Annotated in this window: 13 protein-coding genes; 9 read left to right on the top strand and 4 right to left on the bottom strand. The window is 41.4% G+C overall.

Features of this window, described 5'->3' with window-relative positions:
* Nucleotides 1-4: 4 nt before the first annotated feature.
* On the bottom strand, nucleotides 5-2,155 hold the full coding sequence (gene glyS, locus ACFE90_RS07750; RefSeq protein WP_375499251.1) for a glycine--tRNA ligase subunit beta: 2,151 nt from the start codon (nucleotides 2,153-2,155) through the stop codon (nucleotides 5-7).
* A 67-nt stretch (nucleotides 2,156-2,222) separates the two neighbouring features.
* Entirely contained in the window at nucleotides 2,223-2,357 is a 135-nt protein-coding gene (locus tag ACFE90_RS07745) for a hypothetical protein (RefSeq protein WP_375499249.1), read from the bottom strand.
* 352 nt (nucleotides 2,358-2,709) lie between these two features.
* Between ACFE90_RS07745 and ACFE90_RS07740 the strand changes: the two genes are divergently transcribed.
* From ACFE90_RS07740 to ACFE90_RS07720, 5 genes are all read left to right on the top strand, one after another.
* Nucleotides 2,710-2,874 (top strand): PEP-CTERM sorting domain-containing protein, encoded by a 165-nt coding sequence (locus ACFE90_RS07740; protein WP_375499247.1) that lies wholly within the window; start codon nucleotides 2,710-2,712, stop codon nucleotides 2,872-2,874.
* A 640-nt stretch (nucleotides 2,875-3,514) separates the two neighbouring features.
* A complete protein-coding gene (locus ACFE90_RS07735; protein ID WP_375499245.1) occupies nucleotides 3,515-4,804 on the top strand; it encodes a glycosyltransferase family 4 protein in 1,290 nt (429 codons plus the stop codon).
* Between the two features lie 477 nt (nucleotides 4,805-5,281).
* Nucleotides 5,282-5,929 carry a TetR/AcrR family transcriptional regulator gene (locus tag ACFE90_RS07730; protein ID WP_375499243.1) on the top strand — a complete coding sequence of 216 codons (648 nt, stop codon included), beginning with the start codon at nucleotides 5,282-5,284 and terminating at the stop codon, nucleotides 5,927-5,929.
* Nucleotides 5,930-6,209: 280 nt separating this feature from the next.
* On the top strand, nucleotides 6,210-7,838 hold the full coding sequence (locus ACFE90_RS07725; protein ID WP_375499241.1) for an efflux RND transporter periplasmic adaptor subunit: 1,629 nt from the start codon (nucleotides 6,210-6,212) through the stop codon (nucleotides 7,836-7,838).
* 115 nt (nucleotides 7,839-7,953) lie between these two features.
* A complete protein-coding gene (locus tag ACFE90_RS07720) occupies nucleotides 7,954-8,238 on the top strand; it encodes an efflux RND transporter permease subunit (RefSeq protein WP_375499239.1) in 285 nt (94 codons plus the stop codon).
* Nucleotides 8,239-8,324: 86 nt separating this feature from the next.
* Here the strand turns inward: ACFE90_RS07720 and ACFE90_RS07715 are convergent, their stop codons facing one another.
* Nucleotides 8,325-10,256, bottom strand: a complete 1,932-nt coding sequence (locus tag ACFE90_RS07715) for a heavy metal translocating P-type ATPase (protein ID WP_375499237.1) — start codon at nucleotides 10,254-10,256, stop codon at nucleotides 8,325-8,327.
* Between the two features lie 223 nt (nucleotides 10,257-10,479).
* On the opposite strand from ACFE90_RS07715, the gene ACFE90_RS07710 reads away from it, so the two are divergent.
* From ACFE90_RS07710 to ACFE90_RS07700, 3 genes are read left to right on the top strand one after another with little or no spacing between them, the layout of a single operon-like run.
* On the top strand, nucleotides 10,480-11,601 hold the full coding sequence (locus ACFE90_RS07710) for an AAA family ATPase (RefSeq protein ID WP_375499235.1): 1,122 nt from the start codon (nucleotides 10,480-10,482) through the stop codon (nucleotides 11,599-11,601).
* Complete coding sequence (locus tag ACFE90_RS07705; RefSeq protein WP_375499233.1) at nucleotides 11,588-12,160, top strand: hypothetical protein; 573 nt, start codon at nucleotides 11,588-11,590, stop codon at nucleotides 12,158-12,160. The genes ACFE90_RS07710 and ACFE90_RS07705 overlap by 14 nt, the downstream gene beginning before the upstream one ends.
* Before the next feature lie 3 nt (nucleotides 12,161-12,163).
* Entirely contained in the window at nucleotides 12,164-13,303 is a 1,140-nt protein-coding gene (locus ACFE90_RS07700) for a precorrin-8X methylmutase (RefSeq protein WP_375499231.1), read from the top strand.
* A 25-nt stretch (nucleotides 13,304-13,328) separates the two neighbouring features.
* Here ACFE90_RS07700 and ACFE90_RS07695 read toward each other — a convergent pair whose 3' ends face one another.
* Nucleotides 13,329-14,942: a DUF6798 domain-containing protein gene (locus ACFE90_RS07695; RefSeq protein ID WP_375499229.1), complete on the bottom strand. Its 1,614-nt coding sequence runs from the start codon at nucleotides 14,940-14,942 to the stop codon at nucleotides 13,329-13,331.
* A 643-nt stretch (nucleotides 14,943-15,585) separates the two neighbouring features.
* On the opposite strand from ACFE90_RS07695, the gene ACFE90_RS07690 reads away from it, so the two are divergent.
* Nucleotides 15,586-17,957: substrate-binding domain-containing protein (locus ACFE90_RS07690; RefSeq protein WP_375499227.1), on the top strand; the 2,372-nt coding region annotated here is incomplete at its 3' end.

Genomic DNA, 17,957 nt, shown 5'->3' with positions numbered 1-17,957 from the left:
TACGCTACAGATTTTTGACGATCGCACCAAAGTCAGCTAAAACACGAGCATGATTGCGAACTAATCCAAGTAAGTGCAATCGATTACGTTTGACTTCTGGATCGGAGTCCATAACTAATACGCTATCTGGGCCATCAAAGAAGTTACTAACTGTCGGAGCAATTTTTCCTAGTGCTGCTACTAACAGTTGATAATTTCGTGTCTGCTGTGCTGCTGAAGAAAGCGGCACTGATTCGATTAAGGCATTATACAAAGCTGTCTCAGAAGGCTTTTGGAATAATTCTTGACGAACTACAGTTGTTGGTTCTAACTGTTTTGTATCCAAATCACCTTGAGCGGCTAATCGTGTGGAACGGTTAACGGTTTCGTAGATGTTATCTAAGGTACTGTCGTTGCGGATTTGTTGTAAGTATAAGGCGCGATCGCGTACATCCAACAAATCTTTTAACCCCCGTTCTGTGTATTCTGGGTCATTTTCTCCCAAAACTGCATTTACCAAGTCGTAATCAATCTTTTCTTCTTGTAGTAAGGTGCGGATGCGTTGTAAGAAAAACTCTTGTAACGCTGCGGTTAATGATGCCTGATCCTTATGATATTTCGCTGCAAAGTCTGTGGATATTTGCGCTAATAAATCATCTAAATTTATCGGCAAATTATAAAACCAAGTAATTTTAACTACAGCATTAGCCGCACGGCGCAAAGCGAAGGGATCAGAGGAACCGGAGGGAATTAAACCTAAACCAAAGATACTTACTAAAGTATCTAATCTATCTGCCAAACCGACAATTTGACCTGTGAGGGTTTCGGGAAAATTATCACCGGCTCCCGTTGGCAAATAATGTTGATAAATTGCCTTTGCTACTTCTCCATCTTCACCACTGGCTAAGGCATATTTTTCTCCCATAATGCCTTGCAATTCTGGGAATTCATACACCATTTGAGTAACCAAATCTGCTTTACATAATAAAGCAGCACGTTGGATTTTTTGGCTTTGATTTTCCGCTAATTCTAATTGGGTGCTTATTTGCTCGGCAATCTTAACTATTCTATCTACCTTGGCACGCACCGAACCCAATTCTTCTTGAAAAGTTACTTTTTCTAACTGTGGTAAAAAGTTTTCTAAAGGCTTAGTTAAATCAGCTTCGTAGAAAAATCTCCCATCAGCTAATCTGGCACGAATTACCCTTTCATTCCCGACGGCAACAATATCTGATTTTTTGGGATCAGCGTTAGAAATAGTGATGAAGTTGGGCAATAATTCTTGCTGAGAACTATCTGGTTTGAATACAGGAAAATAACGCTGATGAGTAACCATAACTTCAGTAATTACCTCAGTTGGTAATTCCAAAAATTCTGGTTCAAATTTACCGACAACTGCGGAAGGATATTCTACAAGATTGGTTACTTCCTCTAACAAATCGGGGTAAATTACCGTATACCCGCCTAAATTTTCTGCTACTGTTATTACTTGCTCTTTGATAATATTTGCCCGTTCTTCTGGGTCAACGGTCACATAAGCAGACTTGAGGGCGGTAAGATAATCAGTAGCTTGGGCAATTGTCACAGGATCAGGATGTAAGACCCGATGACCTTGAGAAATGCGATCGCTCTGAATCGTTTTAGAACCATTCACTAATTCTAGAGGTAGCACCGTCTCATCTAACAAAGCCACTAGCCAACGAATTGGTCGGGAAAACCTCGCATCTCCATTTCCCCAACGCATTAACCGCTTACCTTCTAAACCCCAAATCCACTGGGGAATAAGTTCTGTCAAAATTTCCGCCACAGGACGACCCGGAATTCGTTTTTGCACAAAGACAAATTCTCCTTTGTCAGTGGGGCGGAGAAACAGCGCGTCCATTTCCACGCCTTGCTTTTTGGCAAAGCCGATAGCAGCAGCAGTAGGCTGACCATCTTTAAAGGCAGCTTGGGCGGGGGGCCCTTTAATTTCTTCTTCTCGGTCTGCTTGCTGGGATGGTAGACCTTTAATCACTACCGCCAGACGCCGGGGAGTACCGTACACCTGGACACTTTCACCCTTGAGGCTGTTTGCTTCCAAGCTTTGGGGAATGCGCTCCTGCCATTGCACTAAAGCATCACTGAGAAAACTTGCAGGTAGTTCTTCTGTACCAACTTCTAATAGAAACGCAGGCATATAACACTGTTTTCAACTTTGCGTAGCTCAACTTTATCAGTTATTCTCAAGCGATCGCTCGTGATTTTTAGGTAATTAGTACCGCCAAGCGGAAGTCAAAAGTTAATCTTGAGCCAATGAAAAACATTTTCATTAAAATTGCCGCGATCGCAGCAACTAGTGCTGCTTTTAGTGTTGCGTAAGCGTAGCCCGCCGCAGGCATCGCTGCTGCAAACAATCCAGCCCAAGCTATTGATTTAAACTTTAGCTGGCAAGGTGATGCTGGTTATTCAGCAATAGGTTCATTTAGCTACGACGAAACTACAGCACCTACAATTATTTCAGAAAGTGGTAGTGGAGCAACTAACTTTTTACAATCCTTGAATGTCTCCTTCTTAGACCCATCTAATAATCCTTTGGGAACTTATAACACCGTTAGTGGTAGGGTGTCACAATCTGATTTCTTCGCTTTCAACTTTGATACTTCCACTCAGACATTGTTTGGCCCCCTTGATATAGCAGGAGGAACGGGTGTAATTGGAGAATACTTCTTCTAGGGAACGGTTGGCGACTCTTTGTTCTTACATCAGGATGTCGATAAACAGCAAACGTCAATAACACTAGCTCAAAATTCTGGCTCTATTCAGGTATCCAAAGTCCCCGAACCTGCTTCTATGTTGAGTTTAGTGGCATTTGCTACCTTGGGTGTAGGTTCATCTTTGAAGAAAAAGCAAGCCTGACTAGAAATTAAGGCTTTCTAGTCAGGCTTGCCAAATTTACTGAATCTCTATTCTAGCCCTACTAGTTCAGTGAAGTGGCAGGGCTATCATTAAAACTGATTAATTATCATCAACACTATGTGCCAGTTTAAAGGGCGGAATGCGGGTTATATGCACGACCTTGAATATGATGGTAGAATCCCCCAAGTTGTAAATTTAGGTATTAGTTCAGAAACAACCAAGACAAATATTGTCATAAATAACCACAAACTAAAAACTATGTCTTAAAGAGGATGTTTTAAAAGGGTATTTTATTCTCATCCTGAACACAGTGAAGCATTTCAGTACATAACTGAAAGCTGATGTTTTCGTAGTAGTTCATCCAAGTCAGAATCAGAAAATTATACCTTCCGGAATTTTTAAAACGACCTCTAAAAACTTAAGGTATTTACACAAGGTAATATCTTAATTTTTAAGTGTTTTATGCAGTATAAAAATTATTTTTTAAAAACTACTAAAAAGTTCATCAACAATGTTTAACGCAGTGTTAATGAAGCAATTTTACAAATTGAAATAAATAATAAAAGTAGCAGCATATACTGACTATTAAGGAATAAATCCGATTATATCCGACTGTCTTTACAAAATTCACAAATAGCTCATGCACATTCTGATTTATTCCTATAACTATCATCCAGAGCCGATTGGTATTGCTCCGTTAATGACTGAATTAGCAGAAGGATTAGTAAAGCGAGGTCACCAAGTGCGGGTGATTACGGGAATGCCCAACTATCCTCAGCGCGAAATTTACGATGAGTATCAGGGTAAGTGGTACGTTACTGAACAAATAAATGGCGTCACCATTCAACGAAGTTACTTGCGAATTAAGTCTAAACCTAACCTTATAGATCGGCTATTATTAGAGTTGAGCTTTGTTTTCACGAGCTTACCCCAAGCCTTGAAAGGTGGACGCCCCAATGTGATTATCTTAACAGTTCCACCTCTTTTCGGTACTTTACCAGTAACAATATTTGGCTGGTTATACGACTGCCCAGTAGTTCTGAACGTGCAAGATATTCTACCAGAAGCTGCGGTACGTATCGGTCTATTGAAAAACAAGTGGATGATCCGAACTCTTACAGCCTTAGAGAAATTTGCATATCGGTCTGCACACACTATTAGCGTAATTGCCGATGGGTTTCGTGAGAATTTAGTGAATAAGGGAGTACCTGTTAATAAAATCGTTTGTATTCCCAACTGGGTGAATGTAAATTTCATCTGCCCCTTACCAAAACAGAACAACACCTGGATATCTAGCCATCAACTTGATGGAAAATTTGTAGTACTTTATTCGGGCAACATTGCTCTAACGCAAGGTTTAGAAACAGTAATAGAAGCAGCAGTTTGCTTGCGTCATATTAAGGAGATTATCTTTGTCATTGTTGGCGAATCAATAGCATTGCAAAGGTTGCAGAAATATTGTCTTTTAAATGGAGCAGATAATGTTTTGCTGTTACCGTTGCAGCCGCGAGAAAAACTACCCGAAATGCTAGCAGCATCTGATGTCGGCTTGATTGTGCAAAAACGCAATGTGATTTCGTTCAATATGCCTTCAAAAATACCACTACTGTTGGCGAGTGGTCGCCCAATTGTGGGTTCAGTTCCTGCTAGTGGTACTGCTGCAAAAGCAATCAAACTTAGTGGTGGTGGGATAATTGTTGAGCCAGAATCACCCGATGCAATGGCTGCTGCGGTTCATGATTTATATACTAATCCTACTTTAGGGACGAATCTAGGTAACGCAGGAAGACAGTTTGCCGAAGAAAACTATTCCTTGGAGCAAGCACTTAATCGATATGAAGGGCTACTTTCTCATATTGTTGCTAACCGAAAGTCAACTCTAGGTATCTTGCCGAAATTAAATTCCAAGAAATCAGTTGTAGATGGTTGATATGGCTGGATACTGAAGATTTTTTCCCAAAATGAGATGCTTTCTTAATTAGCGAACATTATTAAGCGCCTGGGAAGACAAAACCGTAATTAGGAAAAATTAAATCACCCATTCGGGTGAGTTGAAAATCAACCGATTGGGTGACCTAAATGTAGGAAGTTGAGACTGCTCAAAAATAGGAATCTAGAAAACACTGGTTAAATTGCACGTCGTTCTTGATGAGGATAACTCGATGAAACTTGCAACCTTGCTTAATAAAGCTGAATTAACAGCGTAGGCGTAGCCGTAGTACTAAATCGAAGCAAGCTACGCGCAGCGTGTCGCAGACAAGCCTCTCCAAGAGTTGGCATTGCTCCATACTTTTCTCTTCCCTAAGATCACTATTCACTACTACTTAAGAGCGATAAACTCATCTGTAACTTATATTCATCTCATCTTTTATGTGGTTATAATGCAAGCAAGCACTTGCAAACGCTCATGAAAAACTTAGCATCAAGGACGGCACAAACTCATGCACGCTTGATCAAAGCAGCAACTCAGGTGTTTGCAACAGCAGGTTTAACTGGAGCGACAACGCGAGAAATTGCTCGTATTGCTGCGGTCAATGAGGTAACTTTATTTCGTCATTTCCAGACCAAAGAGCAACTACTAGCTGCTGTGATTACCGAAGCGATCGCTTTACAGGCAGAAGCTTTAGCCTATCACGACGACTGGACTCAAGACCTATATATTGACCTCAAGAATTATGCAAAGCTTTGCAACCAGATGATAGAGGAGCATGAAGACCTGATTCGGACATTTATTGGGGAAGCGAAGCGACATCCCCAAGCCGCTCGTCTGATTTTATATGAGGCTGATAAATCGCTGCGCGAACAGCTAGTTGTGTACTTGCAAAAGAATCAAGAGAAGGGCACGGTGTCCTCAAATATAGATTTAAAAGCATCTGTGGATAGTTTCACGGGTATGTTGCTTCACGGTATCCTGCGTTTTAGCGATATCCCCACCGCACTAGAGTACAGTCGTGAATGCTACGTGGAAACTTGTGTGAATTTATTTGTGCGCGGTATTAGCACTTTGCCGTTGCAGGACGCAAGAGGTTCAGTTGATTCTTCTGCAACAAGATGAATCCTGTTTTCTCTTTCAGCTAACGTTCTGGGTTTTTACTACCTAAAAAAAGTTTTATAAATTACACTTTTAAAATGATTTGAGTTAAGTAATTTACAAAATAACCATAACATGGTAAAGAACATTTATTTTAGGTGCTAGACAACGTGAGCGATCGCCCAAATATCCAAATATACATTTGTCACCAAAATCAAAAAAGGGTTAAAAAACTATTCAAATAATGCTTTTTTAACGAAGAGTAGATTGCCCAAGTCTAAATTCACAAGACGAGAAACCAAATATGTCCCATTCTGAGTTCCCTGATTCTCCCCTACCCATTGAAACAGAACAGCCTACTGTTAATGATTCTAGTCAAGAGTCGCAACCATTGCCAGAGCGATCGCCTAAGCCACCTCAAAAGCGGCGTTGGCCCCTGCTGTTGGGAATCGTCCTATTAATCGCAGGTGTTGGTTTTGGTTGGCGTTGGTGGCAAACTAGGAATGCTAGCAATGCACCACCGGGCGGGCCTGCTGCTGGTCAACCTATGGCAATTCCCGTCAAGCTAGCAACTGTGCAAACTGAAACTGTGCAGGATAGTTCGGACTTTATTGGCTTCTTAGAGGCTCCACGTTCGGTAATCATCAAGCCACAGGTTGAAGGACGAGTAACGCAGATTTTTATCCAAGAGGGCAACCGTGTTCAACAAGGGCAAGTTATTATTAGTTTGCAAAGTGATGATGTCCGAGCTCAATTATCACAAGCAAAAGCCGGATTAGAACAAGCCCAAGCAAAGCTTGCTGAACTCCAAGCAGGTACGCGACGAGAAGAAGTTGCCCAAGCTAGAGCGCAGTTAGCCCAAGCCCAAGCTCGATTTAGAGACGCCCAATCGGGATCGCAACCAGAAGAAATTGCTCAAGCTGAGGCTCAAATTCAGTCAGCTAAATCTGATGTAGAACTAGCACAGTCACGAGCCAAGCGATACTCACAATTGAGAAAAGAGGGTGCTGTTTCCCAAGATACGTTAGAAGGATATGTCAAAGAACAGCAAAGTGCTGAAGCTGCCCTTGTCGTAGCTCAGAAACGCCTAGACCAACTCCGCCAAAGCAGAAATTCTAGTATCAATGAGCTAGCTGGTGCCCTGGAACAACAGAAACAAAACTTAAGGCAACTAGAAAATGGTTCCCGCCCAGAAGAAATTGCCCAAGCGCGATCGCAAGTAAGTCAAGCAGCAGCCCAAGTGCAAGCTGCCCAAGTCCAAGTACAATACACAAAAGTCCTTGCACCTTTCACTGGCATTGTTGATGATATTCCAACAAAGGTAGGAGATTATGTGGAAAAAGCAGATCAACTCACCACACTGACTAGAAACGACTTTTTAGAACTGAATTTTAACGTTCCACAAGAAGATGCTAAAAAGCTGCGCTTGGGATTACCAGTGCAAATACTCAACGCCCAAGGCAAACCCACAGCAAGGGGTAAGGTGAATTTCATCTCTCCAAATGCCACTTCAGATTCGCAAACAGTTTTGGTAAAAGCCAACTTTGGTAATTCTAGAAGTCAACTGATCAATCGCCAGTCAGTCCAAACCAAAGTGATTTGGAACCAACGTCCAGGAATTTTAATTCCAGTTACAGCAGTATCTCGCCTGGGTGGAGAGACTTTTGTGTTTGTAGCTGAAGCGCCAGCAGAAAAGAAAGCTGAAGCGCCAGCAGAAAAACAAGCTGAAGCGCCAGCAGAAAAGAAAGCTGGAGCACCTAAACTCGTAGCTCAACAAAAACCTGTGAAATTGGGAGTTATTGAGGGGAATAATTATCAAGTTATCGAAGGATTAAAAGCTGGGGACAAAATTGTTGTTTCCGGTATTCTTAACCTAACTAATGGCGCTCCCATTACCCCTGCACCGGAAGAAGTGGGTAGTCGGAAGCTTTAGTTGAAGATGGGAGATGAGGGAGTAGGGGGGCAGAGGAAGCAGGGGGAGAAAAAATAACTAATGCCCCATGCCCTATGCCCACTTGCCCTATGCCCAATGCCTAATTTTTTAAAGTATGTTTGTTGACTTCTTTATTAAGCAGTCAATCTTTGCGTCGGTCTGTGCCATTATTATCTTTTTAATAGGATTAATCAGTATTGCAACACTACCGATCGCCAGGTTCCCAGAAATTAGTCCTACCCAAATCACTGTCACTTCCAACTACATTTCTGCGATTTCGAGTTTTTTGGCTTTGACTCTGACACCTTTTTTGTGTGGGGTGTTACTGCGTCAAGGACAAAAACTTCAAAGGACCTTGATAATCGCGCTACTATTGCTACTGGCAATGGTGACCCTTTGACAACTGTGGTGGACACTAACGGACTATTTAGATTTTTCGACCAATAAAACAACCGCAGAGGCGCAGAGGACACAGAGAAAAGTACTTTATTTCAATAATCTTAGACCACTGAGGGTAACTAACACTGTAGAGCCTTCATGCCCAATGACGCCGATAGGTAGGTTAATATTTCCTAGAAAGTTGCTCACCAAAAGCAACATAATGAAACCCAACGCTACGAATATATTCTGTTTTACTATGGCTTGCGATCGCCTGCCCAAATGCATCGCTACAGCAATTTTTTCTAACCTGTCTGCCATCAGTACTATATCTGCGGTTTCCAATGCCACATCACTACCAGATACTCCCATCGCTATACCTACAGATGCTTGCGCTAGAGCTGGTGCATCATTAATTCCATCACCCACCATTGCAACTGTTTGATATTCTTGCTGTAGACGGCGGATAATATCCAGCTTATCTTCTGGTAAAAGTTGAGCATATACCCGATCAATTCCTACTGCTTTGGCGACACTATGAGCAGTTTCCTGATTATCCCCAGTTAACATGACAATTTGTTCAACTCCCAGTTTCTTTAACCGGGTAATGGTTGCGGCTGCTTGCGATCTTACTTCATCTGCGATCGCAATTACACCCATCACCTCGCCTCCCCTCTCGAAGAACGGGGTGGGGTTCTTCGCTACCCAAACCACAGTTTTACCTTGTTGCTCTAAAGATTGAGCTATTTCTTGCAATTTTTCAGGTAAATTTTTTACATACTTTTGCACAAAAACGGCATTCCCCACAATTACCTGTTGTTCTTGAGCAATTCCCACAATCCCTTGTCCAGGTACGGCTTGCACTTGGATTGCACCAACCGAATCCAAATCACCAGCCGCCTGCACAATTGCCTTACCAATGGGATGTTCTGAATAAGATTCCACACTAGCGGCGGCTTTTAATACATCTTGTTGGGTGTATTCACTAACTGAAATTACCTGAAATACCTGCACCTGTCCTGTTGTTAGAGTACCAGTTTTATCAAATGCGATCGCCCGGACTTTGCCAATTTTCTCCAACTGCGCCCCATTTTTAAACAAAATCCCTTGTCTTGCACCATTGGCGATTCCCGAAAGCAGCGTGGGCATAATTGCAGCCATCAGCGCACAGGGAGAAGCCACCACTAGGAAAGTAAGAGCGCGATAAATCGTCGTTTCCCAATCCCAACCCCAGAGAAATGGCGGCAAAATTGCCAGTAATATCCCGGCTACTACAATGACTTTGGCATATCCTTTCTCAAAGCGCTCGATAAACTCTTGCGAAGGAGGTGCTTGAGTCTTTGCCTGTTCTACCAAGCGAATCACACGCACAATCAAACTACTTTGGGCTGGTTTGTGTACCTTAATCTGCAATGCACCATAGCCGTTGAGGGTGCCGGCAAATACTTCTTCGCCCACTGTTTTCTCTACAGGTAAAGACTCACCTGTAATTGCAGCTTGATTGAGGGTGCTGTAACCAGATAAAATTATCCCATCAGTAGGAATTAGCTCTCCGGGTTTGACAACAATTTCATCACCGACTTTTAGCTGAGTGATAGAAATTTCCTCTTCCTTTCCCTGAAGCAAAACCCATGCTGTATCTGGTGTCAAACTCATCAAACTCCTGATACTGCGATCAGTTCGCTGCATGGCATAGCCTTCTAGTGCGCCACTGATGGCAAAGATGAGAATCAAAATTGCCCCATCAATAATTAAATGATATTCTCTTCGCCATAAGCCGAGACTAGCAGCACCAATCGCCGCCACAATCATCAGCAAATCTACATCGAGTTCTTTTTCTTTGAAGAGAGTAGTCAATCCTTCCCGCGCACTTTCGTAACCACCAATTAAATAAGCAGCAGGTAGCAGCAGGAATGCTAATCCTAAAGCGCCGAGATGTAAGGCAAACCATCCGAGAAATAACAGTAAGCCACACAAAAGGGCTGCTACGGTATCTGCGTGTTCTCTGGTGAATTGGCCCAAACGTTGGGGGTAGAGCATGAGAGGTGAATTAACAGGGACTCTCTTAGGCTAAACCTTGACATTAATGTTAATGTCAAGGTTTATAATGATTTTGAAACGCTCCAGGGGCACTGAGGGAAGCGCAGAGGTACGCAAAGTTAAATCTTTATCTGTGTTCTTGAAGCATTTTTCAAAAGCGGGATGTGGCTAAATGGAACGATTTAACTGTTACCTTTAAAATTGCACTAATAGGAAAATATCTATGCTAAAGCGAATATATATTGATAACTTTCGTGGCTTGGTAAATTTCGAGATGAATTTTGACTCGATTAACCTGTTTCTTGGTGGTAATGGAGCAGGTAAATCAACTGTTTTTGAAGTTTTACGAAAAATTCAAATTTTTATAAGTGGTGACGAAAAAGTAGAAGGAATTTTTAAATCTGCTGACTGTACTCGCTGGCAGACTTTACAAATTCAGCGTTTTGAGCTAGAAATTGCTGGAAATGGTGGTAGTTATAAATATGAATTTGCTATTAAACATAATCAAGATAAAAGTCATGTTGAATATGAGCGTCTCTGGTTTAATAACCAAGCTTTACTGAAGTCTGAGGGGGGCGAAGTTAAACTTTTTAGAGATGATTATGAAGAGGTTGCAAAAGCTACATTCCCTTCACCATTAGGATCTTTCCTATGGTTATTTACGGTAAATAGTGACAGTAGAAAGTTGGACTGGTTCACAAAACGTATGCAGCGATTCATTATTGTACAAATTATTCCTAGTCTTATGCTTGATGGTAGTGAAAAGGAAGAAATTCATCTAACTTCGAGAATGGAAAATTTTGTTTCTTGGTATCGCTACATTTCCCAAGATCAGGGTAAAGTTGCTGAACTTATCAACGTTTTAAAAGATATATTAGATGGTTTTTTAAGTTTTAAATTTGAACAGTTCAGTGAAAATTATAGAACTCTAAAATTAAGATTTTCGACAGAAAAAGATAGAACAAAAATTATTGATTATCGTTTTAGTGAATTATCCGATGGTCAAAAAGTGGTAATTGCCCTGTACACCATTCTCTATTGTACTGAATCTGAAGATTATACACTTTGCATTGATGAGCCAGAAAGTTTTTTAGCTCTGCCGGAAATTCAACCTTGGCTAATTCAACTTTATGATTTCTGTATTGACGGAAAAATACAAGCCTTACTAATTTCGCATCATCCTGTATTAATTAATTATCTTTTAGCTTCACCTATAGGTTATTGGTTTGAGCGTCAAAGTAATGCACCTGTACGAGTAAAACCAATTAGTAATCAAGAAGCTGAAAATTCAGGATTACCAATTTCAGAACTGATTGCACGGGGCTGGCTGTATGACCCAGAATAGAGTACAGATAGTAATTTTGTGTGAGGATCTACAACAGCAAGTTTTTGCATATCATTTTTTGAAAAAGCGAGGCTTTAATATAAATCCAAAAAACATCACAATTAGGACTTCTCCAAAAGGTAAAGGTGCAGGAGAGCAGTTTGTTATAAAGCATTATGCAGCAGAGGTTAAAGAATACCGGAGAAAAAACTATCGTTCAGGAATGCTAGTAGTGTTGATTGATGCAGATACTGCGACAGTAAAGGCAACACTGAAAGAATTAGATAATGCACTGATAGAAAATTCACAGGAACTTCGTCACCCTGATGAGAAAATAGCAATCTTCGTGCCCAAAAGAAATATTGAAACTTGGATACATTATTTACAAACAGGAGAAGTTGTTGAAGAAGAAGGAGAAAAATCCAAATATCCAAAATTCCCTAAAAGTGAGGCAATTTGTAAACCCGGTGTTGAACAATTAGCAAACCAGTGTTCTCAAGGGAGTTTAGATGAAAATGCACCGCCATCTCTTCAGGCGGCTTGTGAAGAATTACAAAGAATTTTGCCATTATTGGAGTAAATCATGAACGCTGGTTGTTTAACTATTAAAGAACTCACTGATGCAGTAGGCGGCGGTTTAACTCCGCGCATGGTAAGGCATTATCATCAATTGGGACTGTTACCGCAACCAGTGCGATCGCCTAGCAATTACCGTCTCTACACCAAAAAAGATGTCCTTCGCTTGCAACGGATTGTAGCACTCAAGCAGCAAGGGTTTCAGCTAAATCATATCCGCAATATTTTGGAGGTGGAACCAGAAGTTGACACAACTGTTAACTTGATGGGACAACTCCAGCAGCAATATCGGGCAGTGATGCAACAAATTTCTCAACTGCGACAAACTGCATCAGCATTAGAAGGATTATTGGGGCGCGATCGCCATTGTCAAATTATGCAGGCGGAAGTTTTGGCGCAACTCAAGTTACTTGATGTCGAAACTCAAGCTGGATTGGGGGGATTGGAAAATCTCTGGAGTGGTTTGGATGCAGAAATTCATACGCACTCGGAAGCTTTTTCAGAATCACTACAACGCTTACTACCTGATTTATCTCACCGTTCGGAAATTGAGCAGCACTTAATTTCTCAGTTGGTTTTAGCTTGTGGCGATGTGAGTTTAGTGTCCTTTATTAAATTGAGTCCAGGTGCGATCGCAGCTAGTCGAAAAGCTTTATCTTCAAGGTGTCAAATTGTTGTCGATACCCAAACGGTTGCTGCTGCTTTAGATCAAACTCGATTGTTTCACTTGGGATGCCACATTGAAACCTTGATTGATAATCCCCATATTACCACCGCCACGGAGGCAGAAGTTGCTTTTTGGCAACATCGAGAATGGCGAGAAAAATTGCAGCAAGTAAGTAAGGGTTGTATCCTGGTAGTTGGTTATGCTCCCTCAGTACTTGTAGAAGTTTGTGAGGCGATGTCTACGACAGGTTACACCTGCGCCAACCAGAAAATTCAGCCTGCATTAGTAATTGGAATGCCTATTGGCTTTAGCCATGCTCCCGCAGCCAAGCGACAACTGATGCAACAACAAATACCTTTTATTACAGTTGCAGGCACTTTGGGAGGTGGCGCTTTAGCTGCTACTGCTCTGAATGCCTTGGTGGAATCATTAATTGATAAACCAGATTGTCATTGTTATCTCAATCAAAGTAATTCATAGTATAAATTATCAATTTTTAGTAGCTCTAATCTTGCTGTTTTTGATAAAGAACATAAGATTTATTACGGTAAGCAACTGGCAGATCTAGCTGATGTTGAATGCGAGTTACTAAATACGAAGCGTGATATTTTATGATTAGTGCCTTAGCCTGGTCAGTTGTCAAATTATTGTAGCCGTCTGTAAGTAGTTTTTCATTAAATTTAGTTAATGGATCAACCCCGTTAAAGTTACCACTCAAGTCGCGCATACGTGAAAACCATTCTAATGTCCCAGTTTTAGTCTGAGCCATGAGCTTATATTTAGCAATGGTTGGACGCTCTGTCAGCCAGATGAAGTTAGCAAATTCAACCGGTGGAGATATGAATATGGCATTTTTTTGGGTATTTTTTCGCACCCAAGCAGCCATATCTTTCCACTGCGGATCTACCTCCTGCACTTCGTTAGGGAAATTAAGTGTGGACTGAAAATCTTTCTGAAAGTTATGGAATCCTTTGACAATGCTTATACTCAGCACCAGACTACATAGAAATAACAATACTTTTTGTTGTTTTCTAATTGTGAAGATTTGATCCAAAGCACAGACAAACAAAAAGCAGGCGTTGAGGTGCAACATTACGTCACCTACGCGGAAAAGGTAATATTGTAGCAACCTTCCTTGAGAGTCGAATGGAGCAATGACTACTCCTAGTACATAGGGGATTAGACTGATCAGCGTGAACTCAAATAGTCCTATACGAGCTTCGTACTGTTCAAACTGTTGAGATAGCTCTTTAGTTGGACGATTGAACCAAAGGACGCCAGCACTGCTCACAAGCATTACAAGAAAAAATATAGGAGTTATCCACCAATGTGCAGGCCATGATAAGGGGTTCAAATGGTGGGGCATCCTGAGAAAGACATATATATAAGAAATCGATATGGGGCTTGTAGGGGTTGGACTGGACAACTCTTCGATTATCGCTTTTAGACCAAATACACTTGTTATCAGGTATAACGGAACAATAAACCCCAATTCTCGCATACTAGGAAAACGGGTTTTTCGTCTTAAAATCACCCACCCTAGTACAAACAGACTTGTATAACCGCCTACCAAAACATGGAATGAAGTTCCTAGCCCTAACAGAAAAGCCGTCAGGCGATAACGTTTCCTTAGCATGAACCCTATGGCCAACAAGACCATAGCATAAGCAAATATTTTTGTTTCTAGCGCTCCTATGATCCTTTCCTCAGCAGCAACACCTTGATTTCCTGAAAGGAACATTGCAACCGCCAACATCAGCAATAACAAATTCAATCCTAGTTTTCGACCTATGAGTACTAGTCCCCAAGCTATCAAGCTGTAGCAAAATAACCGTCCTATTATCGAACTAGCCAGAAAACCCAATTTTCCTATGATCCAGCCAAATAAAGTTTGGAACAACACTCGATAAACAGGTGGTTGGTTAACAGACCAATCTCCTGGAACCCAGCTATGATCGGCGAACTGTCTTGCTAAAGGTAGAGCGTCAATATCATTTCTTGCCATGATATCAAACAACAAATCCTTGAGACAGATTAATACCAAGACTGCGATGATTTCTAATACTAGGCGAGCCGAATCTGCCAAAGCTGCTTTTTTGTGTAGATTCTGTTGACTCATCTCTGGCAATTTAAACATCTTAAAAAGACCTAAATTGTATAATTATTACACTATTTAATTAAAGTTAAGTAAAGCTTAAACTAGTGAACAGTCAATAGTTATCAAGCGTATAGTAGGGTAGTTTAAAACAGTTATCAGTTAATTGTTTGCTGATATAGTAGGGTACTTAAGCCCAATTATCTTAACTAATAACTATTGAATTTGATACCAAACAACATATTTAATCTATTTATAGCGATATCTCGTTTCAATGGATACTGCGTAGGGACACGGCAATGCCAAGTCTTTATAAGTATGTGTGTTCATTGGTGATTAATTATTTTTTCTGTACCTTACTCATGCGGGAACCGCTATATACTATCTTTATTATTTATTTAGCTAATTTTTCAAGCATGACTATCATTCAGTAATACATAATTAATGTATACAAAATAACATACGAGCACAAAATTTAGTTAAGTAAATTTTGTCCAGCAAAGTAAAAAGAGTTAAAGTCAGACTAGGTATATAGTGACACAAATATTTACAATAACTGATAAGAAATATAACAGGGATGTATAATTAGCGCGTCTCCTGCATAATCCATAAAAAGATAATGATTAAGGCTGGCAGGCTTTCTATTTTTTACTTTAATAAGAGGCATATGTGGCAACAAGAAAAAAAAGATATTTCGATAGTCAGACTGGTATTATGGCTTACCTTAGCTACCACCCCTATGGCAGCAAGTTTACTGGTGTCAGAACCTATTCTGGCACAATCTAAACCTGAAGCCCCCTCTTTTACACTGCCGCAAACAGTGCAGAATGGGGCGACAGTGGGGATTGATGGTTCAAGTAGCTTAGGTGCAATCAACCAAAGCCTGAAAGAAAATTTTGAAAAACAGTTTTCTGGCGCAAAAGTTGAAGTTGCTGCTAACGGCACTGATACGGCACTGAAAGAATTGCTGGATGGCAAAATCGACATAGCAGCAATGGGGCGTGGGTTGACGCCAGCAGAAAAAGCCCAAGGACTAGAGCAAGTTCGCTTACGCCGTGAGAAGATTGCGATCGTGGTTGGTGCAGATAATCCTTTCAAAGGAAACTTGACTAGTAAGCAATTCGCCCGGATTTTCCGGGGACAAATTACAAATTGGTCACAAGTAGGAGGCCCTCCAGGGAAGATTCGGTTAATCGATCACCCTAACACGAGTGAAACTCGCAATACTTTTCGGACTTATCCAGCCTTCAAGACTGCTGAATTTGCTACAGGCCCCAATGCTACCCAACTAACTGAGGATAATACCGCAGAAATCATTAAACAACTGGGCAAAGACGGCATCAGCTATGTATTAGCTAATGACGTATCAAAATTGAAAGGTGTGCGAGTTCTGCAATTACATCAAGCCTTACCAGATGATCAGAAATATCCTTTTTCGCAACCTTTAGTTTACGTTTACAAAAAAAATCCGAGTTTAAGCACAGTAGATTTTCTTGGCTTTACCCTTGCGCCCCCAGGACAGAAGGCTATAGAACAAGGTAGAACTGCCGAAGCAGAGGCGATCGCAACCAACGTATTACAACCTGTCACGGCTTCCTCTGGTGTCCAGACGACACCTGCTGCTACGGCTTCCCCTAGTACAACTACTTCTGCATTTGCCGAACAGCCATTTGTGGCTCCTGCTACTGCACAACCCAGTCCAATTATCAATAGAGAAACACCATTTTGGTTGCTCCTACCTTTGTTATTTACTCCTGTAGCTGGAGCGTTCCTATGGTGGGTTTTGGGAAAACGCCCATTGTCTACTGAGAAAATAGACAACTTACCAGAATCAGATCCTCGTCCACCCAGCACAGAAGATGGAGAAATGGCAGTCCTCAACGCCAGCACATCTCCCTCCATTAACAAAGCTATGCTTGAGGAGCAGCCAGTGCCGCACTTGCAAGAGCAAGAAAGCCCTGAGCGCATTCCTTTCAACATCTATGCTCAAACAGAATCTGACCTGACCCAGAATGCTACTCAAGGGACATCAAATTTAGTACGAGAGGGAACTAATGGCACCTCTAATTCCTCTGAAGACACAACATCAGGCGTAGTTAATGGCTCAGAAAATAACAACTTGGGAGCAGCAGCTTTAACTAATGGTGCGGCTCTAGCAACTGGTCTCGGGGCGGCTAGCTGGTCTGCCTTTAACAACAAAGAAACAGAAGCAGATGCAATCGATGAGACAGGAAGCCAGGGTAATTATACTGAGATTAACAATCCTGAGTCTGATTCTGAGGAAATTACCTGGGATTCTGATGAAATTGAATGGGACATAGAAGCTCCAGCAGCTGTAGTAAATACTTCATATCCTCATCTGCTTAATATTCCAGAAGAGGTATCTGATGTGGAACTGCCTTTATCTGAAGAGACAGCACCACTTCTAGAATTACCAGATGTGCCAGAAGTAACATCTGATTTTGGATATTGGGACACAGAAATTAATGAAGATCAAATAGATGAACAACTTCAGGCAGAATTGAACTGGCTAGAGAGTATTACCTCAACTGAAGATACAGACTCAGTAGATGAATTGCCCTCACCAGAATCTGAGGAAGTGACAGCCAATGTAGAACCATCAACGGCACAAACATCCTTCCTGCTCGATTTGCCAGAATTATCAGAAGAAGATGTATTCAATGTGATAGCGGACGCTGCTGAACCCACTGTCAATTTGCCAGAGGAAGAATCTCAAGCAGAGCCTATTGTTGAAAAAGGTATTGCTGAAACTGACTCCACAGATTTGGCAGGTGCTGCGGCTTTAGCAGGCGTAGGAATTGCAGGCTGGACTACTATTTCTGGATCAGATGCCCAAAGAAAAACTGATACTACGGTTGACAATGTGCCAATTGCGGCCGAAACAGCTCTTGATTTGATAGATGTAGAAGAAGAGAGCAGTATTTTGCTCACACCGCATACTTCTACATCGGTTCATGTTTCTTGGGAGATATCCGAAGTCAAAAAGGCAGCGCTGCACCAACAGGGTGGCTCTCAATT

The organism is uncultured Nostoc sp. (assembly GCF_964245445.1).
In the GTDB taxonomy this organism is placed as follows: Bacteria; Cyanobacteriota; Cyanobacteriia; order Cyanobacteriales; family Nostocaceae; genus Nostoc.
Note: the sequence above shows the minus strand (reverse complement) of the source record. Positions and strands in the feature narration are given on the sequence as shown.